23 protein-coding genes are annotated in these 25,637 nt (G+C 51.0%); all 23 read right to left on the minus strand.

What is annotated here, in order from left to right:
* Nucleotides 1–162 precede the first annotated feature (162 nt).
* The 23 genes from NSS83_RS16920 to atpE all read right to left on the minus strand — a co-directional run bounded on the left by NSS83_RS16920 (nt 163) and on the right by atpE (nt 25,588).
* Nucleotides 163–3,846: an S-layer homology domain-containing protein gene (locus NSS83_RS16920; protein WP_341183618.1), complete on the minus strand. Its 3,684-nt coding sequence runs from the start codon at nt 3,844–3,846 to the stop codon at nt 163–165.
* Between the two features lie 187 nt (nt 3,847–4,033).
* Nucleotides 4,034–5,161, minus strand: a complete 1,128-nt coding sequence (locus NSS83_RS16925; RefSeq protein ID WP_341183617.1) for an MraY family glycosyltransferase — start codon at nt 5,159–5,161, stop codon at nt 4,034–4,036.
* A 113-nt stretch (nt 5,162–5,274) separates the two neighbouring features.
* Nucleotides 5,275–5,970: a WecB/TagA/CpsF family glycosyltransferase gene (locus tag NSS83_RS16930; protein WP_341183616.1), complete on the minus strand. Its 696-nt coding sequence runs from the start codon at nt 5,968–5,970 to the stop codon at nt 5,275–5,277.
* A gap of 70 nt (nt 5,971–6,040) precedes the next feature.
* Nucleotides 6,041–7,207, minus strand: a complete 1,167-nt coding sequence (csaB, locus tag NSS83_RS16935; RefSeq protein WP_341185190.1) for a polysaccharide pyruvyl transferase CsaB — start codon at nt 7,205–7,207, stop codon at nt 6,041–6,043.
* Nucleotides 7,180–9,219, minus strand: a complete 2,040-nt coding sequence (locus tag NSS83_RS16940; RefSeq protein WP_341183615.1) for a DUF5693 family protein — start codon at nt 9,217–9,219, stop codon at nt 7,180–7,182. The genes csaB and NSS83_RS16940 overlap by 28 nt, the downstream gene beginning before the upstream one ends.
* 147 nt (nt 9,220–9,366) lie before the next feature.
* On the minus strand, nt 9,367–11,085 hold the full coding sequence (locus NSS83_RS16945; RefSeq protein ID WP_341183614.1) for a phospho-sugar mutase: 1,719 nt from the start codon (nt 11,083–11,085) through the stop codon (nt 9,367–9,369).
* 47 nt (nt 11,086–11,132) lie between these two features.
* The gene (fabZ, locus tag NSS83_RS16950) at nt 11,133–11,555 is read right to left on the minus strand and encodes a 3-hydroxyacyl-ACP dehydratase FabZ (RefSeq protein ID WP_339251866.1); all 423 of its coding nucleotides are present in this window, start codon (nt 11,553–11,555) and stop codon (nt 11,133–11,135) included.
* Nucleotides 11,556–11,858: 303 nt separating this feature from the next.
* Nucleotides 11,859–12,098: a DNA-directed RNA polymerase subunit beta gene (locus NSS83_RS16955; protein ID WP_341183613.1), complete on the minus strand. Its 240-nt coding sequence runs from the start codon at nt 12,096–12,098 to the stop codon at nt 11,859–11,861.
* 9 nt (nt 12,099–12,107) lie between these two features.
* On the minus strand, nt 12,108–12,929 hold the full coding sequence (locus NSS83_RS16960) for a flagellar hook-basal body protein (RefSeq protein ID WP_341183612.1): 822 nt from the start codon (nt 12,927–12,929) through the stop codon (nt 12,108–12,110).
* Nucleotides 12,930–13,003: 74 nt separating this feature from the next.
* On the minus strand, nt 13,004–13,882 hold the full coding sequence (locus NSS83_RS16965; RefSeq protein ID WP_341348695.1) for a flagellar hook-basal body protein: 879 nt from the start codon (nt 13,880–13,882) through the stop codon (nt 13,004–13,006).
* Nucleotides 13,883–13,931: 49 nt separating this feature from the next.
* The gene (gene mreB, locus NSS83_RS16970) at nt 13,932–14,930 is read right to left on the minus strand and encodes a rod shape-determining protein MreB (RefSeq protein WP_036699265.1); all 999 of its coding nucleotides are present in this window, start codon (nt 14,928–14,930) and stop codon (nt 13,932–13,934) included.
* Nucleotides 14,931–15,057: 127 nt separating this feature from the next.
* Nucleotides 15,058–15,345, minus strand: a complete 288-nt coding sequence (gene spoIIID, locus NSS83_RS16975) for a sporulation transcriptional regulator SpoIIID (RefSeq protein ID WP_019915029.1) — start codon at nt 15,343–15,345, stop codon at nt 15,058–15,060.
* Between the two features lie 310 nt (nt 15,346–15,655).
* Complete coding sequence (locus NSS83_RS16980; RefSeq protein WP_341183610.1) at nt 15,656–16,393, minus strand: M23 family metallopeptidase; 738 nt, start codon at nt 16,391–16,393, stop codon at nt 15,656–15,658.
* Between the two features lie 61 nt (nt 16,394–16,454).
* Nucleotides 16,455–17,426 (minus strand): stage II sporulation protein D, encoded by a 972-nt coding sequence (gene spoIID, locus NSS83_RS16985; protein ID WP_341348696.1) that lies wholly within the window; start codon nt 17,424–17,426, stop codon nt 16,455–16,457.
* A gap of 371 nt (nt 17,427–17,797) precedes the next feature.
* A complete protein-coding gene (murA, locus tag NSS83_RS16990; RefSeq protein ID WP_036699206.1) occupies nt 17,798–19,174 on the minus strand; it encodes a UDP-N-acetylglucosamine 1-carboxyvinyltransferase in 1,377 nt (458 codons plus the stop codon).
* Between the two features lie 197 nt (nt 19,175–19,371).
* Nucleotides 19,372–19,629: a DUF1146 family protein gene (locus tag NSS83_RS16995; RefSeq protein ID WP_036699207.1), complete on the minus strand. Its 258-nt coding sequence runs from the start codon at nt 19,627–19,629 to the stop codon at nt 19,372–19,374.
* Nucleotides 19,630–19,823: 194 nt separating this feature from the next.
* A complete protein-coding gene (locus NSS83_RS17000) occupies nt 19,824–20,240 on the minus strand; it encodes a F0F1 ATP synthase subunit epsilon (RefSeq protein ID WP_036699230.1) in 417 nt (138 codons plus the stop codon).
* Between the two features lie 63 nt (nt 20,241–20,303).
* Nucleotides 20,304–21,701 (minus strand): F0F1 ATP synthase subunit beta, encoded by a 1,398-nt coding sequence (gene atpD, locus NSS83_RS17005; protein WP_341183608.1) that lies wholly within the window; start codon nt 21,699–21,701, stop codon nt 20,304–20,306.
* 35 nt (nt 21,702–21,736) lie between these two features.
* Entirely contained in the window at nt 21,737–22,606 is an 870-nt protein-coding gene (gene atpG, locus NSS83_RS17010; RefSeq protein ID WP_341183607.1) for an ATP synthase F1 subunit gamma, read from the minus strand.
* A 112-nt stretch (nt 22,607–22,718) separates the two neighbouring features.
* On the minus strand, nt 22,719–24,230 hold the full coding sequence (gene atpA / locus NSS83_RS17015; protein WP_341183606.1) for a F0F1 ATP synthase subunit alpha: 1,512 nt from the start codon (nt 24,228–24,230) through the stop codon (nt 22,719–22,721).
* Nucleotides 24,231–24,241: 11 nt separating this feature from the next.
* Nucleotides 24,242–24,793 carry a F0F1 ATP synthase subunit delta gene (locus tag NSS83_RS17020; RefSeq protein WP_341183605.1) on the minus strand — a complete coding sequence of 184 codons (552 nt, stop codon included), beginning with the start codon at nt 24,791–24,793 and terminating at the stop codon, nt 24,242–24,244.
* Nucleotides 24,790–25,278 (minus strand): F0F1 ATP synthase subunit B, encoded by a 489-nt coding sequence (gene atpF / locus NSS83_RS17025; protein ID WP_209868445.1) that lies wholly within the window; start codon nt 25,276–25,278, stop codon nt 24,790–24,792. Before atpF ends, NSS83_RS17020 begins: the two co-directional genes overlap by 4 nt.
* 97 nt (nt 25,279–25,375) lie before the next feature.
* On the minus strand, nt 25,376–25,588 hold the full coding sequence (gene atpE, locus NSS83_RS17030; RefSeq protein ID WP_036699216.1) for a F0F1 ATP synthase subunit C: 213 nt from the start codon (nt 25,586–25,588) through the stop codon (nt 25,376–25,378).
* Nucleotides 25,589–25,637: the final 49 nt, after the last annotated feature.

Here is a 25,637-nt window from a genome sequence, read left to right on the forward strand (position 1 = left end):
CCTTCTTGCATTAAATGTTTGTGCTTACAGCTTCTTAGGCCATTGTAACGCAAAATAACACACAATTCAAAGATTTGTATATGGAAAATGTAAAAGATAAGCCTCTTTCCCGTAAACAGGGAGTCAGAGGCTTATTTTTACTTCATATATAGTTGTTTATTTCTACAATCTCTTCATCTTAGCCATAATACGTTGTGCCATCACTGCTGCGTCCGCTCTCGTAAAGTTAGCTTGCGGATCGAAACGGAATGTTGCCTTCTTTTGTCCAGCCACCAGCTTGTTCTCAATTCCAGAAATCACACCAGCCTTGTAGGCTGCAAGGATAGAAGGTGCTGAGTATACTGACACAATTGATCCCGTATCCGTAAATAGCTTCTGCAGGGCTGCCAGATCAGTCGCATTGTTTCCAAGCTTCAAGCTCATTGCACGGGCGATCATGACCGCTGCATCTTCTCTGGATAAGGTGCGGTTAGGGGAGAAGATTCTCGGAGCTGTTCCGCGGATAATCCCTTTGCGGACCGCTGTTTCTATATAACGGTAATCCCAGTGATAATCACTGTATTTAACCACATCTGAGAAAGTCAGATTGTTTGGCTCGTAATCAAGCTGAATACCCATAATTTTGACAAGCATAGTAGCAAACTCTCCACGGGTAACATTCTCATATACGCCAAACTCATTAGCATCCTTCGCATTCATAATCCCACGGGATAAAATAGTCTCCAGCTCGCTGCGTGCGTAGGTGTGGGAGACAATATCATCGTAACTGTAGCGTAAGCTCATTACAGTGTAATAACCAAAGCCATCGAAGGTGGCCGTAATCGTCTTACTCCCTGTGTTGACCACACCTCCCATGTTATACCAGGTGCCGTCAACATTCTTCCAAACAGAGATGTTAGAGGTTGCCGCATTAACGATTGTCGGATCATATTTCAGTGTAATCTTCCCTTGCTGGGTAGGCTCCATCCATCTGCCCATATGCCCAAGGAAGGATTCATTCCCCTTCTTATATGGATGAGAAGCAACTACAGTTGAATAATCATTAATGGAAGTCGCGGAAACAAAGTATCCCGGGTCGATCCAATACAAATTCGAAGCATATCCATAATGAAGCTTTGGAGTCATATAAGCAGTAGCCAAGCCGCTGGCAGGAACTTCAACCAGCTTGCCATCCTGATAACTCGTACCATCAAATTCACCTACCGGGTTATACTGCTTCACGGTACGTCCATCTTGCTTATCAGCAATGCCAAGCAGGATATATTGTTCATTGAACAGATTGATTTGCCGGGTATTGCTTGACCCCGGTGTCGGTGTTGCATCCCGTAGCATCGTTCCTTTTGGGAAAACAAGACTCACTGCATTCTGGAAGGCTGTCAGCTTGCCAGATGAGTTAAGAGTCGTTTTTAGCTGTGCACCTTGCAGGATCTCATCTGAGTAGGTTACATCGAACGTTCCGTTGGATTTCGTAGTGCCTGTCGTGACGGTGAATTTAACCGTATTCTTCCCTTTTTTCAGACCCTTTAATTCGAGACGGAATATGTCCTTCGCCCCTTTAATCATTGGTTCTTTACCAATTACAATACTTGTAGCACCTTCAGCCTGAATGCTGACATCAAGGAAGTTCTGTTTGATAATGCTCTCGTTAGGAAGCTTAGGCGATAAAATGCTGTACGGAGGAACCTCACGGGTGATCTGCAGTGTCTGTGTAATAGCCGCAGTTCCCACTCTTGCCGAAATCACAAAGGTCTGGAGACCGGTTGTAGGTAGCTCTTGACCTTTTAATACGAATTCACCATCTTTGGCGGGCGAAATAGGCGTACTAAGATAACTGGATGCTGTACTCCACCCTACATTCTTGCCACCAGAGCTATCAGAATTATAGTCAGCAACAGCGTATTGTTTACCATCTTTCATAATTACAACCTGAGTGGCATTGCTTACGACAAAGTGAACATCTGTAGCAGATTCGTTCGTTGTATAATTTAGATTTGAATTTTTGATAAATACTCCATTTGGGTCGGACGTCTCACCTACCGGATAAGGCACGACACCATCAATATTCGGAGTATTCTCTGGGAACAGATACACAGTAAGAGTGGTCGTGACCGGCACACCGTTTGCTGTACCTGAAATGGTGATCTTATTCGGGCCGGACACCAGAGAAATACCAGAAGTAGAGGTAATCGCATAATTAAATACGTGAGTTACATCATTAATTGTCGGGACAACCGTTGTTCCATTGATGGTTATTTTAACGGATGACTTGTCTATGTCCGGAAAGTTCACTAACCGTCCATTAATGGATGTGAACTCACCACTATATTTGAACACCTGGTTATTATAAATATTAGTTACATCTATAAATGGGGCCGATACATAATTAACCGAAAGTACCTTCTTATCTATAATGTTAGTAGTAGATCCATCCTTTTTCAGATCAATCTGTAAAGTCTGCTCGCCTGAAGGCAGGCCGGTGATCTTAAATACTCTATAACCCTGGCTAGTCTTCATTGAGGTTCCTTCGATCACAAACCGGTCCGAAGGGACCTTGGCACCATTCTGATACGAACTAATCTCCAAATTGTCAGGAGCAATTGTTGTATCGCTGGTCTTGATCATTAACCACAGTGGAATCTCGAACAAATTGGAATTACCCGAGAAGACACCGGATGAAGAATAGCTGACAGTTTGATTCGTTGTGCCGCTCACTACAGGACTATACAGTTGCTCTACACTTGTAATGTAAGGATCATCTGCATTCCGGTAAGTGAAATCCAATGGATTAATACTCTTTCCATTATAGGTCCCATTGGTAGTAGTAAATGTAATTGTATATTTACCATTGCTGGATATTGTAACATCATTGGTACTTGTATATTTAAATGTAATATATTCTCCCGACTTAACCGGAGTTGCATCAATGGTAGTTGCGCCACCAGCAAGTACATCACTGCTTGTAGTTGTGTTACGAACAGTAAAGGTCATGCCTGAAAGTGGAGCCTCTGCCGTATCCTCGGATACTCTAAATGTAATGGACCCTGTAAGCTTACCTTTAATCTCAGTATCCCCGCCTGTTGCAGATACAACATTCCCACTATCCACAGCATATGTCCCAACCTTGGTCTTGTTCGGAGTTCCCTTATCAATAGGCGCATACACTACTTCACGTGTCACCGCATAAGTACGCGTACCCGAATCTGTAGTCGCAACAAAGGTCAGCTTATTAAGACCCGGAGTCAGCGGTATGTCGGCAATGACGAAGGTACTGCTACCGCCGTTAAACATCTTGGAATTATTGACCATAACCTCTGTGGCATTCGGAGCTTCCAGAGTCAACGTTAATCCTGCTGTATTAACCATTGTGGGTGTATTCTCACTTAGCAAAGTGCCATCCGGTAGAGCTATATTATAAATGGCAGGAACGTTGGAAAAATTAACATAGGCTTCTCCGCTGGCCAGGCTTCCAGTAGCTGTTGTACCAAAGACTGTAATCCGGTTAAGGCCCTGACTTAACTTGACACTTGGGAAACGGAAGTTTTTCTCGTTCTCAATAATTGGCTTGACGTCAGCACCACTTGCTCCAGGAACTACATTCCCGTTGACAATGCCGTCCACCTGATAATAGATGCTGTCTGCAGACACTCCATTAAACGTACCCTCTACGTCAACGGTACTTGTATTGACTGAAGTTGGGGCACCCTTATCTGTACTGAACTTGGTGAACTGAAAGTATTGTCCTGTTGCAGGGTCCGCTGCATAAACAGCACCTGCTGAGGAAAGTGTGGATAGCAGCATCACTATCGCTAAAAACATACCGCCTATCGCCTTCAAACTTTTTTTCACGTAAGAAACCTCCTACTGCTTTTTGGTTTGTTGTCGGCCTGTGCAGCATTCCGCGTCTTAACCAACTCTATATTTTTATCGGACAGCTATAGACTAATAATTAGCAAAAAAATAAAAAACCTTACTCCACTGGAGTAAGGTTAGGTGCACACTGTAATTTTAATTTTATAAATTGCTAATAATGTATCTAAGATTTGGAGCTGCGTTCAGGGTCAACCTTCATCCGCATTCTCAAAAACAAATCAATTACCGGACGCTTGGTCTTACTGATGACCCCGGTGATCTCTGCGCCGATCTGCAGGAAGAAGAGCATGACGCAGATGACTACAAAGGTAACCCAGTTGGCTTCGTAGAGCGAAGCTGAGGTCTGGATGACCGCCAGGATACCGAAGAATGCGGCAATGCCGTAGATGATCAATACTGTCTGGCGGTGGCTGAAGCCAAGTTCGCGCAGACAGTGATGGAGATGGCCTTTATCCGGAGCGAAGATCGGCTTCTTCTGCAGCTTGCGCCGGACGATGGCGAAGAATGTATCCGATAACGGAACTCCGATGATCAGGAGTGGTGTGATGAATGAAACCACCGCAATCTGTTTGAAGCCGAGCAGTGCGAGCAGCGCCAGGCAGAAGCCCAGGAACAGCGAGCCCGTATCGCCCATGAAGATTTTGGCGGGATGGAAGTTGAAGAACAGGAATCCCAGAATGCTGCCCAGAAGCAGCAGACAGAGCAGGGCAACCATGGTGTTTCCCATCAGGAAGGCCATGACAGCAATCGTTGCAATTGCGATACCAGATACGCCTGCTGCAAGCCCGTCCAGACCGTCAATCAGGTTCACGGCATTCGTGACGCCGACAATCCAGAAGATGGTCAGAGGGATGGCAATCCAGCTCTCCAGGGAAGAATAGCTATTATGAAAAGGAATATTTACGAAATCAACCGTGATGCCAAACCCGAAAACTACGATACAAGCAGCGGCAATTTGGCCCAGCAGCTTCACTTTGGCTGACAGCTCGAACCGGTCATCCAGACCGCCGATCAACACAATCAGACCTCCGCCGCATAGCAGCGCCTTAATGAAATTAGCCTCCCGGGGAGTGAAGTCATAAGGAATAATCGGTAATACGGCAAGCAGGCCTAACACAAACGCCAGAAATATACCGAGTCCGCCGAGGCGGGGCATGATCTTCGTATGCACTTTCCGGGCATTTGGCACATCTGTCGCACCGATCTTAATAGCGAATTTCTTCACGAACGGCGTCAAAAGCAGTGCAAGCCCCATGCACACAATGAATCCGGCGATGTATATGATTAACATGTGAAAAGTCGACCTCCATTTCTCTACCGCATTGAATTATACGCTGAACCAAAAACAAATTCCAATACTGTTTTTAGGCGATACCACGGATTTTTTCGGTGAATTCCCTCATTTTACTGGTCTTTTGTGACTTTATCTTTCTCTCGTACCACTTTTACTGCGAATTTCGGCAGCGCAAGCATTCTTTTGTAACGTGTAGGTTCCTTGAGCAGCCGGTATAACCATTCTGCCCTTAATTTCTGAAAGGCAACAGGGGCGCGGCGGCTCTTGCCGGAGATCACATCAAAGCTCCCGCCGACACCCATCATCACCGGGATCTGCAGCCGGGATTTGTATTTGGCGATCCATGGCTCCTGGCTGTCTGCCCCTCTGGCAACAAAGAGCAAGTCAGGCTTCGCTTCAAGGATGCCGCCCACAATCTGTTCATCTTCTGCCGGACCAAAATACCCGTCATGATATCCTGCGATGACAATACCGGGATATCTTGTTTGTAACCGGGAAGCCGTCTCGCGAATCACCTCAGGGGTAGAACCGAGCAAATATACTCTCCAGTTATAGCTTTCGCCTTGGTGCAATAATTCATGTAAAAGATCAAAACCGGCTACACGCTCAGCTACAGGCTCATGACAATATCCCGCTGCCCATACTACTCCAGTCCCGTCAGGGACAACCAGCTCTGCTGATTTCATAATTTCCATATAAGACGGATTCTCCAGCGCCGCCATAACCATGATCGGATTGGCAGTAATTACCTGATGAGGCTCACGCTTACGAACCGCCTCCGTTAAATAGGAAACGGTGGTTTTCATATCCGCCTTGGATACTCGTATGCCAAAAATGGGCACTGTCGGTATTACGCTATCTGCTTTCACTTGTCACTCATCCTTTATGGCCGAAATATTGGGCAATTCGCCGGGCCGGAGCCTCTGCCTCTCGGGTGAGCGCGGCGATCAGCGGCTCCCGCTCCTGCTTCCAGCTCTCCCCCGAGCTCAGCAGCTCCAGAAGCCCGGCAGCCACCTTGTCTGCCTCCAGTGTATCCGTCTTACCCACCGGCTGACAATTCACCCGCTCCAGAAAATGATCAATCTTCGGATCATACGAGACGCCCATCAGCGGAACACGCTGTCCCGCAGCATAGATAAGGCTGTGCAGCCGCATGCCTATAAGCGCCTGGCACTGGCTTACCTCCCGCAGCATCTGCAGCGGATGAAGCGCATCCTCACGGATCGTTACCGATCCCCCATTATCTTCTATAGCCCGGCCTATCTTCTGCATCACATAGCGGGAAGCCTCATTGTCCGCAGAATGATGGAAGGGCAGAAAGTGTACATGGAGCGGCTGGACCGCTGAAGCCTTCACCAAGCCCTCAGCCAAGGAATCCAGCTCCTTACGGGACTGCTCCCAGAAGCGCACGGAGACACCTACAGTAGCGGGCGAACCTTGCATGCCGTAGTTGGGTGTTCCAGCTACCGTATCTGCTCCTGCAAGTTGTTCCGGCTGCATATCTTCAGGCAACTCCAGACCCATAACCGGGTCAGGTACTACCTCTACCTCATCAATACTAAACCCCATCGACTGAAGCAACAAGCGGGACTGTTCATCCCGCACCGAGATGTACGCACATTTCCGGAAAACCGATTTGATCAGCGGATGAAACAGCTTGCGGTTCACTGGGCCGATCCCCTGGGAATAGATAAATGTCGGCTTCCCCATCCACTGGGCCAGCTTGATGATGCCCAGGTAATATGGGATGGTCTTGCTGCTTGTCACATCCTGAAGCAGGCTGCCGCCGCCGCTGATCAGACCCGCACTGTCTGATATGGCTCTCCGCACCTCTCCCAGCTTCATCCGGTGTACTGACTCCACCCCGTATGTGGCAGACGTCCACTCCGGATCAATGGATAAGACCACAGGCGTAAGTGTTATTCCGGCGGCCCGGGACTGCTTGTGTACAGCATTCAGAATCGACTGCAGAACGGCTTCGTCTCCACTGTTGTGGAAGCCGTAAAAGCCGGAGATTACAATTTTTTGAGCAGAGGTGACCATCGTTTCCAACACCCTTCCGCAATCTGCCATACCCCTACAGCGATAATACCGATAATCAGGCCGAGTCCCAGACCAAGAAGTCCGCGAACCAGCGAAATCAGCACAGGCGAATGAATATGGGCAAAGGTATCCACCATAGACAACTGCCCAATGACTGCAATAATCATGATGAAGGCTGCACTCCTGTATTTATAAGCCAAGAATGCACCGAGGATAAAGAGCGGATGTGCCAGCAGGAATTCCTTGTTACGCGGTCTGACCCCAACGGTATTCTCCAGGAAGACACGAAGGAGTTTCTCCGGTGCACTTACAGTTCCGGCATTCCCGGTCCGGCTCAAATAATACATCCCCACGATACCGATTACGCCGGCCGCAATGACCATAGCGAGTGTAATCGGTGTCCGCAGCAGCTTACCTGTCTTGTTAAAGGCAAACTCTCCACGGTACAAAAGAACATAGATTGCGGTAAGCCCGATCGGTGCCAAATGCAGCAGGCTCACACCACGGAACTGTTCCAGTACCAGGGCATAGGTAATATTATTCAGCAGCGCAATGACGAAAGGCACCGCACTGAATGTAATTAATGCAGTTTTGACATACAGAACGAGACTATGCGTCAGACGGCGGCGCGGGCTCATTACGGCAAAGGTTAACGGATTGGCACGTAAAGGCGGGCCCATTTCATTAATTTTGCGGATAGCCAGTATTATAGCCAGGGTAGGCGCACTTATGGCTACGGCAAGCGCAAGCGCCTGTTCAAATAAGGTTGGCTTCAGAACCAGCAGCCCGGCGCTTCCCACCAGTCCAAGCACCCATACAGGCAGAGTAAGCCATGGAATGAAGTAGGAGAACAACAGCGCAACCATAGCTACCGCTCCGATTACTGCAATCAGCTTGAAATAACGCTGGAAGGAGGAATCGCTCACATCAAATGCTGTAGCCTGCCCAATGTGGAAGCCGTTCGCCTCAATCTTGGCCACCGCACCCTCAGGTCCGCTGAGACTCTCAATCAGGTTATCCATCGTATCTGTAATGGCAGCCTTCTTGGTATCTCTCGAGGGAATCGTATTCAGATAGATCATGCGGATATTGCGGTCTTTTGTGCCCAGCGCGAACCGGTCAGCAATCACCTCAGTCTTGAGGCTGGAATCCGCCTCGCTGAGGGAATACAGGCGCGTCACGTTGTAATCCAGCATATAAGCCAGCTTGGAGAAGCCCTTCTGTTGAACCTTAATATTCTCGATTGCCGCTATTCCCATCCCGTGTTGCTTCAGGAGGTTAGCGAAGGTGGTTAGACTGCCTGTATCCGCATCATCGGAGTACCCCTTAACCGACTCTCCTTCAAAAAGAATCCGCTTGACGCCAAGCTCAGCGTAACGGTCCAAAAGTTTCTTCACGGCATCCTGATTGTATGCCAGCGAGTCTACAAGCCGGGGCACAATGCTGAAGCCCTTCTCATGCAGCATTTCCAGTGTAATCGGGTCCGGCTGCAGCGGCTTGAGCGTTGCATCCTCCAGCGGCGTCTGGATAATTAGCCCCTGCTGGCCGCGGTAGTTCCATTCTTCCGTCCGGATGTCCACTCTGCTGAAGGCATCGCGGATAACCGGTGAGAGCATTTCACTGTTCTTCGCACTGGTAAAGAGGACATATGTATAGTTCTCATTCTCCGGAATCACAGTATCGGTAAGATTGGCGATATCAGACGCTCCCCAGATCATCAGGCGGCGCGCCTTGCGGAAATCCTCCAATGTATTTTCATAGATAGCCATACTCTGAACACCGGCTGCCTTCAGCCGGTCCAGCTGCTCGTTGATATAATCCTGCGGATTCTGCCGGTAGCTCGCAACCTCAACCAGATCCCGGTAATCAAAGACAAACTCAACCGATTTGGAAGACTTCTCTGTCTGTAGACGGTCGTATACGACCGGAAGCGCACCTATAAGCCCTATCACCATAATGATCCATAACCACTTGCGTGATGCTATATTCCAGCGTTGCCATTTCTGCTGCACCAAAGTACCTCCTCTTTCACTTTAAAGCTGATTGCCGTACGTCACAGCTGCCGACCCGACCCTCTTGCCAGCGGCAAATTTAAGCGGAAACGGAGGTCTGTCCATCTGGAGCAGCTCCGTTTCCGCAGGGAAGTTATATATTGCTTATTATTTCCCGTCTACCCGTGCCATAACCTGACTGGTTAATTCCGCAACCTTGTGCTTGGCGTTGTCCAGGGATTCACCCACCACGGCAAAATACACTTTGATCTTCGGTTCCGTGCCGGAAGGGCGCAGGCAGAACCAGGAGCCGTCCGACAGCAGATATTTCAGCACGTTCTCTTTAGGCAGACCGTCAAGCCCCAGGGAATAGTCCAGCACCTGCGTCACGGAAGCACCTGCGATTTCGTGCGGAGGGCTGGTCCGCCAGTCATTCATAATCCCCTGAATCTGAGCCACTCCATCCTTGCCCTTCAGCGTGCGGGACTCCAGGCTCTCCAGGAAGTATCCGAACTGTGCATACAGCTCTTGCAGCACATCGTAAAGGGTCTTGCCCTGAGCCTTGTAATAGGCACCCGCTTCAGCGATCAGCATTGCAGCAAGGACTGCATCCTTGTCACGGGCATAGTTACCGGCCAGATAACCATAGCTTTCTTCATATCCGAACAGATACGTATACTCGCCTGACTGCTCGAACTGGTTCATTTTCTCCCCGATATATTTGAATCCGGTCAGAGTGTTGAACACCGTAGCGCCATAATGGCTGGCTACAGCAGCGCCCATCTCACTGGTTACAATGGTCTTGACTACAGCGCCGTTAGCCGGCAGCTTCCCCTGTTCCTGTAAACGGCTCAGGTAATAATGAATCATGAGCGCGCCGGACTGATTCCCGGACAGCACTACAAATTTGCCTTCGTTGTCACGAACCACAGCGCCCATACGGTCAGCATCCGGGTCTGTACCGATCAGCAGATCTGCATTCAGCTCTTCGCCCAGCTTCATCGCCAGGGTGAAGGCTTCACGTTCCTCCGGATTCGGAGATTTCACAGTAGAGAATTCGGAATCCGGCTGTTCCTGCTCAGGAACTACATGTACCTGGGTGAAGCCGATCTTCTCCAGTACACGGCGGACCGGAAGATTGCCTGTCCCGTGCAGAGGCGTATAAACAATGGAGAAGTCACGGCCCAGCGAAGAAGCAATTTCTTCACGGCTGACACTTACCGCAGCAACCGTATCCGTAAAGGCTTCGTCCTCTACGGCTCCCAGCCAGTGCAGCAATCCTGCGCTCTCTGCAGCGTCCTGAGACATGCGCTTCACACCGTTGAAGGAGTCCACATTCAGGATATTAGCAATAACCTGCTCTGCTTCATGCGGCACCAGCTGCCCGCCCTGTGCATTGTAGACCTTGTACCCGTTATATTCAGGCGGGTTGTGGCTGGCAGTGATCACGATGCCTCCAGAGGCCTTCAGATGGCGGACGGCAAAGGAGAGCTGCGGCGTAGAGCGCAGGGACGGGAACAGATGGGTCTCAATACCGTTGCCGGCAAGTACAAGCGCAGCCTCCAGCGTGAATTCCGGCGAGAAGCGCCGGGAATCGTGGGCAATGACCACCGAGGGTCTGCTTTCTCCCGTATGTTGTCCCAGAATGTAATCTGCAAAGCCCTGAGTTGCCCGTCCCACCGTATAACGGTTCATCCGGTTACTGCCTGCCCCAATGACTCCGCGCAAGCCGCCTGTACCGAATTCAAGATCTCTATAGAATCGTTCTTCCAGTTCCTTCGGTTCACCCGCAAGAGCCTTCAGCTCTTCTTTGGTGTTCTCGTCGACAGAAGGGTCCTGCAGCCAGCGTGTCAGGGTCTCCTGCGCTTTCGGGCTTAATCCAGTCATGTCAATCTCTCCTTCTCCATCTATAATATATAAGTTTATAACAGGAACTAGCTGAGTGCGAACATAATCTCGCCGGACGCTACTGTCTTGCCGTCCACCTTGGCAGTGGCTTGTCCTTTGCCGATGCTGCCTTTCAGCCGGGTAATCTCTACCTCAAGCACAAGGGTATCGCCAGGGACAACCTGCCCGCGGAAGCGGAAGCCGTCGAGCCCGGCCAGAAAGCCGATTTTCCCACGGTTAGCCTCTACTCCGAGAATAGCTACAGCACCCACCTGAGCCAAGGCTTCGGTAATCAGCACACCCGGCATAACTGGAAACCCTGGGAAATGTCCGGCGAAAAACGGCTCGTTCACTGTAACATTCTTGATGCCTACCGCACGTTTGCCCATTTCTATTTCAGTAATTCTGTCCACCAGCAGAAATGGGGGCCGGTGGGGGATTATTTCTTGAATTTCATTGGTATTCATCATAATTATAAAGCTCCCTTCGGTTGTAACCGCGTCTTATGAACCTCCGCCTACAGCAGCACTTTTGTTTTATTCTCCGCTGCCCTGCATAAATATGGACAGCTTCGGCAAAAACTATAATTATCCTTCACCACCTGCAGCAGTGGAGGTTAAGATAAGGGGCTTTCTCCACCGCACGCGGCAGCATGACGGAGAGAGCCCTTTTTGGCGCTCTTAGGGCACGCCATCATTATACATTTTCCAGTATAAAAAAGAAAACTCCCCTGCACAACAAGGGAGCCTTAACTATCAGTATGCGATAACGCTTCAAGGTGCGAACACCAGATCATATACATGCTTCCAAGTACTCCACAGGAGCACATCGCTTAGTTCCTTTTTGCCGAGGATCACATATCCTACGACCAGCCCGCCTCCAAGTGCGGCAACCAGCAGCAATGGAATCAGGAACCACTGAATAATGGTCCAGGCCCTAATCCTGCGCCGCTTCACCGGCTGCTGTTGTTCCTCTTCTGCATTCTGTGCAGTCTTAACCTTCTCACGACTCATTCCTTCACCTCACGCGCGCATGTTATTAGCCAGGCCCAGCATCTGGTCACTGGAGGACAGCGCCCGGGCAGCAAGCTGATACGTACGCTGAATCTGCATCATCTCCGTCATTTCCCGGCTCAAATCCACGTTAGAGGATTCCAGATAGCCTGAGCGAACGCCTACATCCTTCGCTTCGCCCGCTGCTCTTTGCACGAATGCCTGCTGCGTTGTCACGCCTTCAGCCAATACATAGAAATTACCATCTACAGCTTGCAAGGCATTCTTGCTGAGCGGCTCAACAATCATTAAGCTGCCTGCCAGGACAGGCGGCTGTTTCTCATCCGTCTTGGTCCACACCTGCCCGCGCTCATCAATAGCAGCACTTACATTAGCTCCTACGCTGAGCGGGGTGCCGTTAGCACCCAGCACAGGATTGCCGGTATTGTCCACAAGAATCATCTTATCCTTATTGGCGGTATCCGGGGTGAAGTGGAAAGCGCCCTGGCGGGTATATGCCGTTTCACCATTGACTTGAACGCCGAACAATCCATTGCCTTGAAGCGCCAAGTCCGTAGGCTTCCCTGTCTCCTGGAGCGTGCCTTCCTCCCAATTACTTGACACTGTAGGCACACGCACACCAAAGCCGATATTAAAACCCAGCGGCATACTGCGTCCAGGCTGGTTATAGTCCTTGGATTGCTGCTGTACACGGGTAAGCACATCCTCGAACGAGCCTTGTTTGCTCTTATAACCATTCGTATTCATATTGGCAATGTTATCCGCTATAATATCCAGCCGCTGCTGCAGACTGGCCATTGAGACAGAAGCACCGATTGTTGAGTTGTTCACAGGTCTAACCTCCTACTAGCTTGATAAGAAGAAACTGGCTAACACCATCAATATAATGATCCATGCAAGCCCGGCTATACCCGGCCGACTTCATTCACAGCCTTTTGCAGGCTGCTGTCATAGAACTGGATCACTTTCTGATTCGCTTCATACGCGCGGTAAGCGGCGTTCATATCCACAGTGACCTGAGTGGCATCCACATTCGAGTTCTCAAGGTAGCCCTGACGGACCTGCAGATTATCAGTTCCATTGGAAAAGCGGATGTCTGCGGCCTCGGCATCATCGGCATGGAAGACACCATTACCGTCACGCACCAGCTCCTGCGGTCTTGTGATGACGCTGATTCCGATCCGTGTGCCTGAAGGCAGTCCGGTAGCATTGTTAATCAGATTGCCCTGCCCGTCCACTTTAAGGTTATCCTGAGGCCCTGTCAATCGCAGCGGATTGCCGTCACTGCCCAGCACTCTGAATCCGCCTGAGCTAAGCACTTCCCCTGTAGGAGCAACTGTAAAGCTTCCGTTACGTGTATATAAATTATTGCCTTCATTGTCTTGAACCGTAAAGAACGCCTGGGGCCGGTAAATAACCTCGCCATCCGGACTGATATATTTCCCCGAGCCGTCAAAAGCAAGGTTGGTGCCTGGATTATCCGGGTCTGGGACCTGCAAATCGGTAGACAGCGCAAAATCTACGCTCTTGCCGCTCTCAATGAGGTCGCCCTGCAGGTATTGGGAGACGGACTGCTCGGCAAAAACCCCGGTATTGATCCGTCCGACAGGCTTAGCAGCGCCCCCGTTCATCGCGGTGATCAGCACCTCGGGAAAAGCATGGCTGACACTGTCGACCTGCTTGTACCCCGTAGTATTTAAATTGACCAAGTTCTGCGTCGCCGTATCATGTCTGCGCTGCTGCGTTACCATTCCTGCTGCGGCTGTATATAATCCTCTGAGCATGAGGTCAGTCCCTTCCTGGAATCTGCTGTTCTCCCTTATTATCGGCAGGCTAGAACTTTTTCTTAACCACCTTGTCCAAATGATCCAGCATAATTCCCGTGCCCTTGACTACGCAGTGCATCGGGTCCTCAGCCACCCAGACCGGAACATGCAGCTGTTCGGAGAGCAGCTCGTCCAGTCCGTTAAGCAGGGCGCCTCCGCCGGTCAGCACAACTCCACGGTCAATAATATCTGCCGACAGCTCTGGCGGTGTACGCTCCAGCACCGACTTGGCCGCAGCCACAATCGAAGAAACCGGATCCCACAGCGCTTCCTTCACCTCACCGGATGAAATAGTAAGGGTCTGGGGCAGTCCGCTCACCATATCACGCCCGCGGATATCCATCTCTGCCTTCATACCGCCCGGCCGTACCGAGCCGATGGTCACTTTGATATCCTCCGCTGTACGTTCACCAATCAGGAGCTTATATTTCTGTTTAATATATCTTAAAATGGCATCGTCGAACTTGTCCCCCGCGATCTTAATGGAAGAGGCGGTAACGACGTCGCCCATGGACAATACGGCTACATCCGTCGTTCCGCCGCCAATATCGACGACCATATTTCCGCTAGGCTGATAAATGTCCATTCCTGCGCCAATGGCTGCAGCTTTGGGCTCTTCCTCCATGAAAACCTCTTTGGCCCCGCTGCGCTCTGCCGCCTCACGGATGGACTTCGTTTCCACAGAAGTAATATTGGTGGGAGCACAAATCAAAATACGGGGCCGCGAATACCAGGTCCGGCCGCCAACGCTGTCAATAAAGTATTTGAGCATCATTTCCGTAATGGCAAAGTCGGCGATTACACCGTCACGGAGCGGACGAATCGTCGTTATATTTCCAGGTGTCCGCCCGACCATCCGGCGTGCCTGTTCACCAACCGCAAGGACCCGCTTCGTATCACTTTCAAGTGTGACCACGGAAGGTTCATCCAGAACGACTCCCCTTCCCTTGACATGAATGAGCACGTTAGCTGTGCCGAGATCGATTCCGATATCCTTGCTAAGCATAATGAAAGAGCCCCCAAAGTGTTATTTTAAATGAGAAAAGAAGATTGTACCAAATTTAAAAATACCATACTTTAGGGGGTGAGTACAATGGACTAAACCTGAATTATGGCGCGAAAATCCGAAAATCTTATGGCTTTGAGGCTACGGCAACCTCACGCTTCTTACCTGTGGTTTTCTTATATTTAATTTTTGTGGCTTCTCCCCCCCGAAGATGACGGATGGACTTGTGATATTCGAGAATGTGCTTCACCTGATCAGCCAGATCCGGATTAATTTCCGGCAGCCGTTCGGTTAAATCTTTATGCACCGTGCTTTTTGAAACGCCAAATTCCTTGGCTATGGTCCGGACCGTGTGCCTGGTTTCCACGATGCAGCGTCCGATTTTAATGGTACGTTCCTTGATGTAATCGTGCACGCTCCCGCCTCCCAACTGTGAATAGTTTGGTACATTATATGAGGGGCGGGCCTATATATTCGCGCTTTCAGGACATGACAAGCTCAGGAAGGCTCATTTTATTTGTCGGACAACCCAATTCACTGCATTTCACTGCCCCATTTCCGGAATAGAACCTGCCGGACTGTCCATTTCGGGGAGAAGCAAAAAATAACCCCACAAAGTGGGGCTTTAGCGTAAGTGATGACTCAGGTACTTTGCGGGGACCCCAAAACATATAAATTCTCTTTAAAAAAACAGGAGGCTTCCGCCCCCTGCTGAACATTTCGGCTTAGCGCTGCGGAAGCAGATCCGAAGGATTCACAATCTTGCCGTCCTCATGCACTTCAAAGTGTACATGGTTGCCAAGACCCTTCTCCATCTCATTACGTCCCGCTGCCCCCAGCATATCGCCTTGCTTCACTTCATCGCCCTGCTTCACTTTGATTTCACCAAGACTCTGATAGACCGTCTTCAGATCGCCGGGAGAGGTAATCTCGATTACCTTACCCAGTACAGCAACATCTTCCACTCTGGTAACTTCACCGCTGAGCGCCGCCTTCACATCAAACGTCTTGTTGTCCTCACGGGCAATATCAATTCCGGTATTGGTGACAAAGGTATTATTGTACTGCACCATCGCCGCAATATGATTCTCTTCCGTGCCGTTCTCGTCGTAGTACGGTTTGACCACTTCCACTTCACTCGGGCTGGCTACCGGCCAGACCAGGCTTTCGGCTGATGCGACAACTTCCAGGGCTTCGGGATCACCGTTTGCAGCTCCGGTTTTGCTGCCGGCCTCACCTTGGGATACTACCGCGGCGTTATCAGGATTCAGCGGCTTCTGGCCGGCATCCTGATAGACCCACACCAAGGTTAGTATAAGTGCCGCTGCCGCCGTGTAGACTGCCGGGAATACCCACCGTTTGGATAACAGTCTGCTCCATGAAGAAGGCTTAGCGCCTGAATCTCCCTGCTTGTTTTTGAGAGATTCATCATGGGTTGATTTGATTTTGTCTTGTTCATTCATATGGTTATCACCTCAGTAACCAGTGTTACCGGGCGCTTCGCTTTTATACGTATCTTGCAGATTATTTTTTCAGAAGAGTTGAGATTCCGGTAAAAGAGACCCCGCTGTAGTAGTGTTTGAGAATCTGTGTAGCCGTCTTGCCCTGCTTCGCCATTCCGTTCGCCCCCCACTGGCTCATGCCGACACCGTGGCCGTTACCATACGTGGTGATCTGCACCTTCCCCGCTTGGCGCTTCCAGGTGAACTGGCTCGAGCGCAGCCCCAGCTTCTCTCTCACTTCCCGCCCGGTAAACACCTTCCCTCCGATAGAGATCTGTTTGATCCGGTGGCCGGCTGTAAGCGACAGCACCTCCGCCGGCAAGCTGGCAGAGGATTGAGCGGAGACTGGCGTTGCCTTACCCGAAGCTCCCAGACTGGCTGACACCGGAAGGTCCTTGGTTCCAAGGCCCAGCTTGCTGCGCAGCTCCGAGTTACTGAAGGTGTAGGTTACGGCCAGGTTCGGGGTGATCTGCAGCTCCCAGGGGCTGGCTACACTGCGCAGGTAGGGAACCGCAGCATTCCAGTATTCCTCGGAGTTCTCGGTATAGCCTCCGCTGGAGGCGAAGAAGGAAGCCGTTATCGGCTGCCCCTGATAGGTCATGATCGTTCCGCGCGTCTCCAGGACCGCGCGGCGGATCTTCGCCAGTCCGGCGCGCTTGCTGCCGGATGCCCAGTCCCGTTCCAGCACGGCCTTCGATACGTAAGCCTGATGGCTTACCGTATCGCTCACATCCGCTTCGGGAACGGGTACCCCGCTGTGGTCGCCGGCGGCCAGACGGCGGGCAATGAACGTGCGGGCCGCTACGGCCTGCGCCTTGAGCGCTTCAAGCTCAAATTCGGCCGGCATCTCGGCCGCCAGTACGCCGCTGACGTACTCCTCCAGCGGCAGGGTCTCGATTTGTCCGCTCCGCGACAAATAGACGGTGACCTCCGGCTGCGGCGCCTCTGCGGCAGCCGGTGCCGGCGGCGCCGGAACGGCCGTGGCCTGCGGCACGGCCGGGGGCGCCGGCGGCTGTTGTCCCCGCGCTGCGGGACAACAGCCAGCGGCAGCAGCAGCGCAGCCAGCAGGGGCGCTGCCAGCCAGGCGGCGGGGGCCAGCCGCCGCAGGGGGCGCACGCCGCGCCGCCGCGCGCGCGCGTAGCTATGCGGACGCTTCAGGATGCGCCGCAGCTTGATTAACTCTTTCATCTCTATGGCTCCTTCCGTAAGCACCGGTGATTCTTATAGATATGAATTTGCGGCACCTGCTAGAACGGGATTTTGAGAGAAAGAGAGTTGCGGAATCCCACGGTACGTATAAGATTTTTTTCAAAAAAAAAGGACCAGCCGCTTAGCGGCTGGTCCTAATATTTTTAAGAATAACTATTATACCCAAGACGGCTGAATCTGGAAGCGGGGTCTGATCTCTTCGGCTTTGGAGGATTCGCTTCTGGCCGGTTCAGGCTTAAGCGCTTCTTCTTTTGCAGCAGGAACTGCCGACTCTTCCATGGAAATACGCCATATGTCCGCACCAAGTCCTGACAGCTTCTCAGCCAGGTGCACATACCCGCGGTCAATGTGATGTGTTCCGCTAACTTCTGTAGTGCCTTCCGCCACAAGCCCTGCCAAAATAAGCGCAGCACCTGCACGCAGGTCCGTAGCACATACCTTAGCGCCGACCAGACTGGCATTGCCCGTCACAATCGCAGAGCGGCCCTCAATCTTGATCTCCGCGTTCATGTTGTGGAATTCATCCACATGCATGAACCGGTTCTCGAAGACGGTCTCTGTCACTACGCTGGTTCCTTCCGAGCGGAGCAGCAGTGCCATCATCTGTGACTGCATATCTGTCGGGAATCCCGGGTAAGGTAATGTCTTGAGATCGACAGCCTTCAGCGGCTTGTCGCTGATGACACGGACTCCGTTCTCATCCGGGATAATCGTAACGCCCATTTCCTCCATCTTGGCAATCACCGGACCCAGATGGTCGGCAATAGCTCCCTCAACATACACATCACCGCCTGTAATCGCCGCTGCTGCCATGTAGGTTCCAGCTTCGATCCGGTCAGGAATGACATGATGTCTTACGCCGTGCATACGCTCTACGCCTTCAATCCGGATGACTCCGGTTCCGGCTCCGCGTACAATGCCGCCCATCCCGTTCAGGTAATTGGCAAGGTCGACAATCTCCGGCTCTTTAGCCGCATTCTCAATTACTGTGGTGCCTTCGGCAAGCGCGGCAGCCATCATTATATTTTCGGTCGCACCTACGCTGGCCACATCCAGATAGATCTTGGCTCCGCGCAGTCTTCCGTTACTTTTCGCATCGATGTAGCCCTGGCCCAGACTGATCTCGGCTCCAAGCGCTTCAAAACCCTTCAAGTGCTGGTCAATTGGCCTAGTTCCAATGGCGCAACCGCCAGGCAGAGAAATACGAGTATGCCCCATACGGGACAGGAGTGGACCCATAACCAGGAAAGAAGCCCTCATTTTGCGTACCCATTCGTATGGTGCTTCACAGGAAGTAATATTAGTGGCATCTACTTCAATCACATCGTTCTGGTATGTAATACCTGCACCCAGAGATTCCAATACCTTGTTAATCGTCATTACATCGTCTAACGGAGGTGCGTCCACAATGACGCTAACTCCTTCTTCTGCCAATAGAGAGGCGGCTATGATCGGTAGTACGGAATTTTTTGCGCCGCTAACTTTCACGCTCCCGGTCAATCTGTTGCCACCGCGGACGATAAATTTGCTCATTTCGGTTTCCCTCCGCGTCCATTATTTCTGAAATAAATTTTGAGGTTAAAATTCGTCTGTTAAGATATTGAATATTCCGTCATTGCGTCTTAGGTGCAGATTCCTTGCTTAACTTCAGTGTTGACATAATAAAACCTTATTATTCGACACTTTTTTCACTGCATCAGCCTATACAGATATAACCAAAGCCGCTGCCGTTAAAACATCCGTCCTATAAGTCCGCTCCAGCCCAGATAATCAAGCAGGAACCCGGCCACGAAGTGACCCAGGACAATTGCCAAGAGCAGGTGCAGCAGTCTGCCCTGAGGGCTCTTGGGATATCTTATGACCAAATCCAGCTTAAGGTTCTGAAGTGACCACCAGGATAATGCAACGCAGATCAAAGAGATAACCATCGATATCATATTGCTGGTGCCGATCGCACCCGACAACTCAGCGGATAAGCGTGTGTTCATATTAGCCCCCTGTGTTAGGTACTCGGAAATCGACTCTTATATCATACTTGTGCAGGGGAAAAGAATCCAGTACTTTTACGAAATTTTAAACAAATGGGTCTTTATATGCAGATCTGATGACGATATGTTCATAAACTGCTAGATTCTCATCTAGCAAAAAAAGCAGTCAAGCCCAGGGCTTGACCGCTTATCTGCTACTGTTGTCCTTTACCGGTCGAAACTTTGATGCGCGTTACAGCACGCTGTAATGCCAGCTCCGCACGGCGGTGATCGATCTCATCCTGCTTGCTTTGCAGCTTAAGGCGGCGCTCAGCCCGCTCCTTAGCCGCTTCAGCGCGCTCCACATCAATATCCCGGGGCAGCTCAGCACTTTCAGCCAGCACCGTTACCTTATCTTTGTGCACTTCAACGAAACCGCCATGCACAGCGATGGAGACTGTAACGCCGTCCGCCTTAACGCTAAGCGGAGCAACCTGAAGCGGGGTGACGAGCGGAATATGTCCCGGGAGAATCCCCAGTTCACCATTCACGCCGCGTACCGTCAGACTGTTCACTTGCTTGGAGTAGACCAGATGCTCCGGAGTAACTATTTCGAGCAAAAAGGTATTCACTTCCATTCCTCCTCAAAGCTTTACAGAATAAAGCCCGATCCCCCAGCATAAGCATGCTTAGGGTTACAACGTTTTCGCTTTTTCCACGGCTTCTTCAATCGTACCTACGAACAAGAACGCTACTTCCGGAAGATCATCGTGCTTACCTTCCAGGATTTCCTTGAAGCTGCGTACAGTTTCTTTGATTGGCACGTACTTGCCTTTGAAGCCGGTGAACTGCTCTGCTACGTGGAACGGCTGGGACAGGAAGCGCTCAACCTTACGGGCGCGGGATACAATCACCTTATCCTCTTCACTCAGCTCATCCATACCCAGGATGGCAATGATATCCTGAAGCTCAGTATAACGCTGCAGCAGCTGCTTAACGCCTTGTGCCACGTTATAGTGCTCTTCGCCGACGATTTCCGGTGCCAGCATCCGCGAGCTGGAAGCCAGCGGGTCAACCGCAGGGAAAATCCCTTTTTCGGAGATTTTACGCTCCAGGTTGGTCGTCGCATCCAAGTGGGCAAACGCCGTTGCCGGTGCAGGGTCTGTATAGTCATCCGCAGGCACGTAGATCGCCTGGATTGAAGTAACGGAACCTTTCTTCGTGGACGTAATACGCTCCTGCAGCTGACCCATTTCTGTAGCCAGTGTAGGCTGGTAACCTACCGCAGAAGGCATCCGGCCGAGCAGGGCCGATACTTCGGAACCCGCTTGGGTGAACCGGAAGATGTTATCGATAAAGAGCAGCGTATCGCGGCCTTCTACATCACGGAAATATTCCGCCATGGTCAGTCCGGTCAGAGCTACGCGCAGACGCGCGCCCGGCGGCTCATTCATTTGTCCGAAGACCATCGCCGTTTTTTTGATAACGCCGGAATCGGTCATTTCGTGATAGAGGTCATTCCCCTCACGTGTCCGCTCGCCAACGCCGGCGAATACGGAGATACCGCCGTGTTCCTGTGCAATGTTGTTAATCAATTCCTGAATGGTTACTGTTTTACCTACGCCGGCACCGCCGAACAGGCCGATTTTACCGCCCTTGGCATAAGGGGCCAGCAAGTCGATAACTTTAATTCCGGTCTCCAGAACCTCTGCCTGAGTTGATAACTCATCAAAGGTAGGAGCCAGACGGTGAATCGGGTTTCTTGCAGCTACCACCTCAGCACCGTTATCGATTGGATTACCAAGTACGTTAAATACGCGGCCCAGTGTTGCTTCACCGACTGGAACCGAGATCGGTGCTCCCTGGTCAATCGCATCAATCCCGCGTACCAGTCCATCTGTGGAAGACATGGCGATACAACGCACCAGGTTATCTCCAAGATGATTGGAAACTTCAAGAGTCAGATCCATGTTACGGCCATCGCTTAGAGTTTCAACAATTTTGATGGCGTTGAATATCTGGGGCAACTGGCCGCGTTCAAATTCAATATCGACAACCGGACCCATAATGCTCACAACGCGTCCTTTGTTCATCTTCATTTCCCTCCTCGAAAGCTGTTACATCTGTATTAAGACTGCGCGTTCGCACCAGCCACGATCTCGGTAATTTCTTGCGTAATGGCCGCCTGACGGGCACGGTTGTACGTAAGTCTAAGTTCTCCGATCATTTTTGACGCGTTCTTCGTTGCACTGCCCATGGCTGTCATCTTAGCTCCCAGCTCACTGGCTTTGCCGTTCAGAAGAGCACCGTAGATTAAAGTCTCGGCATATTTCGGAAGCAGAACTTCCAGTACGCCTGCAGGCGAAGGCTCGTATTCATAAGCAGCAGATGCTCCGTGATGCTCGCCCTCCCCAACGCCTTCCATAGGCAGAAGTCTGTCTACAGTCGGAATCTGGCTGATCGCATTAACGAACTGGTTGTAGCAAATGTAGATCTCATCATAGACGCCTGTCTCGAACTGGTTCACCGCCGAATAGGCAATCGACTTGATGTCGGCAAATTTCGGGGTATCGGACAGCTCGGTGATTTCTTCTACAATGGGATATTCACGGCGCCGCAAAAAGTCACGGCCTTTGCGCCCGATCACAAACAGCGCATACTCATCCTTGGACTTATGGCGTTCTGCGATCAGCATCGTTACTTTACGCAGAATATTCGCATTGTAGCCGCCGGCAAGACCTCTGTCCGAGGTGATGATCAAATAACCTGTTTTTTTGACAGGCCGGCTGACCAGCATCGGGTGCTGGAGATCCTGCGTACCGGCAGCAATACTCGAGACGACCTCTTTCAGCTTCTCTGAATACGGACGGGCTGCTTCTGCCTTCTCCTGCGCCTTGCGCAGCTTGGACGCAGCGACCATCTCCATCGCTTTGGTGATCTGTCTGGTGTTCTGAACGCTCTTAATTTGACGTTTAATATCGCGCATGCTTCTTGCCATGATTTCACCACCTTAGAGCTTTGGCGTAGCCAAAGCTAACTTCGTAAGCATAAGCTGAGCTTTGACGTACCCAATAGCTAACTTCGTAAGCATAAACGGTAATCTCTATATATTAGCTTGTAGCAAAGCCTCTTTTGAATTTCTCGATGGCAGCCTTGAGCGCTGCTTCGTTGTCAGCTGTCAGATCCTTGGTATCCGAGATGGATTTCAGGATTTCAGTGGCACTGCTGTCGATAAAGGCCAGGAATTCCTTCTCGAAACGCTTAACGTCCTTGACAGGAATATCATCCAGATGTCCTTTGACAGCGGTGTACAGACTAAGCACTTGATGCTCAACGCTAAGCGGCTGGTTCACACCCTGCTTCAGAATCTCCATCATACGCGCACCGCGGTTCAGACGGGCCTGCGTTGATTTGTCCAGATCGGAGCCGAACTGGGAGAAAGCCTGAAGCTCACGGTATTGAGCCAGATCCAGACGCAGGGAACCGGCGACCTTCTTCATAGCTTTGATCTGTGCGGAGCCCCCTACACGGGATACAGAGATACCTACGTTGATCGCCGGACGCTGTCCGGAGTTGAACAAGTCGGATTCAAGGAAGATTTGGCCGTCTGTGATCGAAATTACGTTCGTTGGAATGTAAGCCGATACGTCAGAAGCCTGTGTTTCGATGAATGGCAGGGCGGTTAATGAACCACCACCAAGCGCATCGCTAAGCTTGGCTGCACGTTCCAGCAGACGGGAGTGCAGATAGAATACGTCACCCGGGAAGGCTTCACGGCCCGGTGGACGGCGGAGCAGCAGAGACAATTCGCGGTAAGCCGAAGCCTGCTTGGACAGGTCATCATAAATGACAAGTACATGCTCGCCCTTATACATAAAGTATTCGCCCATAGCGCAGCCTGCGTACGGAGCAATATAAAGCAGCGGAGAAGGCTCGGAAGCCGACGCGGTTACAACGATAGTGTAATCCAGGGCGCCATGACGGCGGAGGGTTTCTACTACCTGTGCTACAGTAGATTGTTTTTGTCCGATAGCAACATAGATACACTTCATCCCGTTGCCCTTCTGGTTGATAATCGCATCAATCGCGATCGCAGTCTTACCTGTCTGACGGTCACCAATGATCAGCTCGCGTTGTCCGCGGCCGATTGGCACCATGGCATCGATTGCCTTAAGACCCGTCTGCATCGGTTCGTGTACCGACTTACGGTCGATAACCCCCGGCGCGTTATGTTCAACCGGACGGAATTCTGTAGTAGCAATCGGTCCCTTGCCGTCAAGCGGCTGGCCCAGTGCATTTACTACGCGGCCCAGCATGGCTTCGCCAACCGGAACCTGCATGATCTGGCCGGTACGTTTAACCTGATCGCCTTCGCGGATCTCTTTGTATTCACCCAGAATAACAACACCGACGTTGCTTTCTTCCAGGTTAAGCGCCATGCCCACTACCCCGTTGGAGAACTCCAGCAGTTCCCCTGCCATTGCGTTTTCCAGACCGTAGACACGGGCGATACCGTCGCCGACTTGAATGACGGTGCCAATTTCGGCCACTTCGATATCGGCTTTATATTGCTCAATTTGACTTTTGATCAAAGTGCTGATCTCTTCAGGTCTGATGCCCAATATCCTCACCCCTATCTTCTTTGCTTATCATTAAAGGATTTCTCAAGACGCGTAAGCTTACCGGCCAGACTTCCGTCATACAGCGTATCGCCGATTACGACTTTCAGTCCGCCGAGCAGGCTTGTATCGACCACATTGGTTACACGAATCTTACGGCCAGTAAGCTGGCTGAATTCAGCCGCAACACTGTCCTGTTCTGCCTGGTTCAGGGAATAAGCGGAATAGACAGTAGCGTAGCCAATGCCAAGGGCATCCCCTTCAATCTTGATATATTTAGCCAGTAACTCTGCGAAAATATCGGTTCTGCCCCGCTCTACCAATAGCTCTACCGTGTTCATGACCGCTTCCGAGACTTTACCTTGAAGTGTCCCGCGCAGCACATTCAGCTTGTCGGATTGCGAGATACGGGGTGCCAGGATAAACCGTTTCACCTCTGCATCATTATGAAGCACTTCGACGACTAATTTGAGCTGTTCTTCCACTTGAAGCGTAATGCCTTCATCCACTGCTACACTGTACAAGGCTTTTGCATAGCGCCCGGCAACTACCGTATCGCGGCTCATGATCGGCCTCCTACCTCTTTGAGGTATTGATCAACAAGCTGTTCCTGCTCGCCGTCAGCTGCAACTTCCTTCTCAAGCAGCTTCGAGGCAATGCGGACCGAGGCTGTACCCAGCTCGCTGCGCAGCGCTTCAACCGCTTTATTCTTCTCGTTCTCAATGTCGCGTACCGCTTCGTCTTTCAGACGGCTCGCTTCCACATGGGCCTGCTCGAGAATCTTGTCAACCTGGTTGTTGCTGGTAGCCTGGGACTGCTGAATGATAGCCTGTGCCTCTTGGCGCGCCTGCTGCAGGGCCTGCTTCTGCTCTTCTACATAAGCGACCGCCTGCTCTCTGGTCTTGGCTGCTTCATCCATTTGCTGCAGCACCATTTCGCGGCGCTTCTCCATAATTCCGAACAGCTTGCTGAAGGCAAACTTGCTGAGCAGGAAGTACAGAACTCCAAATGCAACAATGGAAAATACTATATTGGTCCAAACGATATTCACTGAGGTCACTCCCTTCCGTTACCGCGGCTTGCGGACATATACAAAAGTAAGGCGCGGATGGCACTTGCCCTCCCCGCCAAACCGTAAAAACGGTTTATTAAGTAAACATGATCAGGAACGCGATAACTGTAGCGGCCAAAGGAATAACTTCCACGATACCTACACCGATAAACATTGTTGTCTGCAGTGCGTTACGTGCTTCCGGCTGACGGGCGATAGATTCCACCGTCTTGCTGACGATCATACCGTTACCCAGACCTGCGCCGAGTGCGCCCAAACCAACCGCGATTGCTGCTGCTAAAAATTCCATTTGTAAATATCCTCCTTTAATTTCGGTTCTTTTTGTAATGTCTTAATAA

Source organism: Paenibacillus sp. FSL H3-0469, assembly GCF_038051945.1.
Lineage (GTDB): Bacteria > Bacillota > Bacilli > Paenibacillales > Paenibacillaceae > Paenibacillus_AQ.

Excerpts from the sequence above, each read along its gene's own strand:
- NSS83_RS16945 (WP_341183614.1), bottom strand. The coding sequence starts at position 11,085 with ATGACTGGATTAAGCCCGAAAGCGCAGGAGACCCTGACACGCTGGCTG.
- mreB (WP_036699265.1), bottom strand. The coding sequence starts at position 14,930 with ATGCTTAGCAAGGATATCGGAATCGATCTCGGCACAGCTAACGTGCTC.
- csaB (WP_341185190.1), bottom strand. The coding sequence starts at position 7,207 with ATGGTCACCTCTGCTCAAAAAATTGTAATCTCCGGCTTTTACGGCTTC.
- NSS83_RS16995 (WP_036699207.1), bottom strand. The coding sequence starts at position 19,629 with ATGAACACACGCTTATCCGCTGAGTTGTCGGGTGCGATCGGCACCAGC.
- atpE (WP_036699216.1), bottom strand. The coding sequence starts at position 25,588 with ATGGAATTTTTAGCAGCAGCAATCGCGGTTGGTTTGGGCGCACTCGGC.
- atpG (WP_341183607.1), bottom strand. The coding sequence starts at position 22,606 with ATGGCAAGAAGCATGCGCGATATTAAACGTCAAATTAAGAGCGTTCAG.
- NSS83_RS16930 (WP_341183616.1), bottom strand. The coding sequence starts at position 5,970 with ATGAAAACCACCGTTTCCTATTTAACGGAGGCGGTTCGTAAGCGTGAG.
- NSS83_RS16980 (WP_341183610.1), bottom strand. The coding sequence starts at position 16,393 with ATGAATGAACAAGACAAAATCAAATCAACCCATGATGAATCTCTCAAA.
- NSS83_RS16965 (WP_341348695.1), bottom strand. The coding sequence starts at position 13,882 with ATGCTCAGAGGATTATATACAGCCGCAGCAGGAATGGTAACGCAGCAG.
- NSS83_RS17020 (WP_341183605.1), bottom strand. The coding sequence starts at position 24,793 with ATGAGCCGCGATACGGTAGTTGCCGGGCGCTATGCAAAAGCCTTGTAC.
- atpD (WP_341183608.1), bottom strand. The coding sequence starts at position 21,701 with ATGAACAAAGGACGCGTTGTGAGCATTATGGGTCCGGTTGTCGATATT.
- NSS83_RS16925 (WP_341183617.1), bottom strand. The coding sequence starts at position 5,161 with ATGTTAATCATATACATCGCCGGATTCATTGTGTGCATGGGGCTTGCA.
- fabZ (WP_339251866.1), bottom strand. The coding sequence starts at position 11,555 with ATGATGAATACCAATGAAATTCAAGAAATAATCCCCCACCGGCCCCCA.
- NSS83_RS16955 (WP_341183613.1), bottom strand. The coding sequence starts at position 12,098 with ATGAGTCGTGAGAAGGTTAAGACTGCACAGAATGCAGAAGAGGAACAA.
- murA (WP_036699206.1), bottom strand. The coding sequence starts at position 19,174 with ATGAGCAAATTTATCGTCCGCGGTGGCAACAGATTGACCGGGAGCGTG.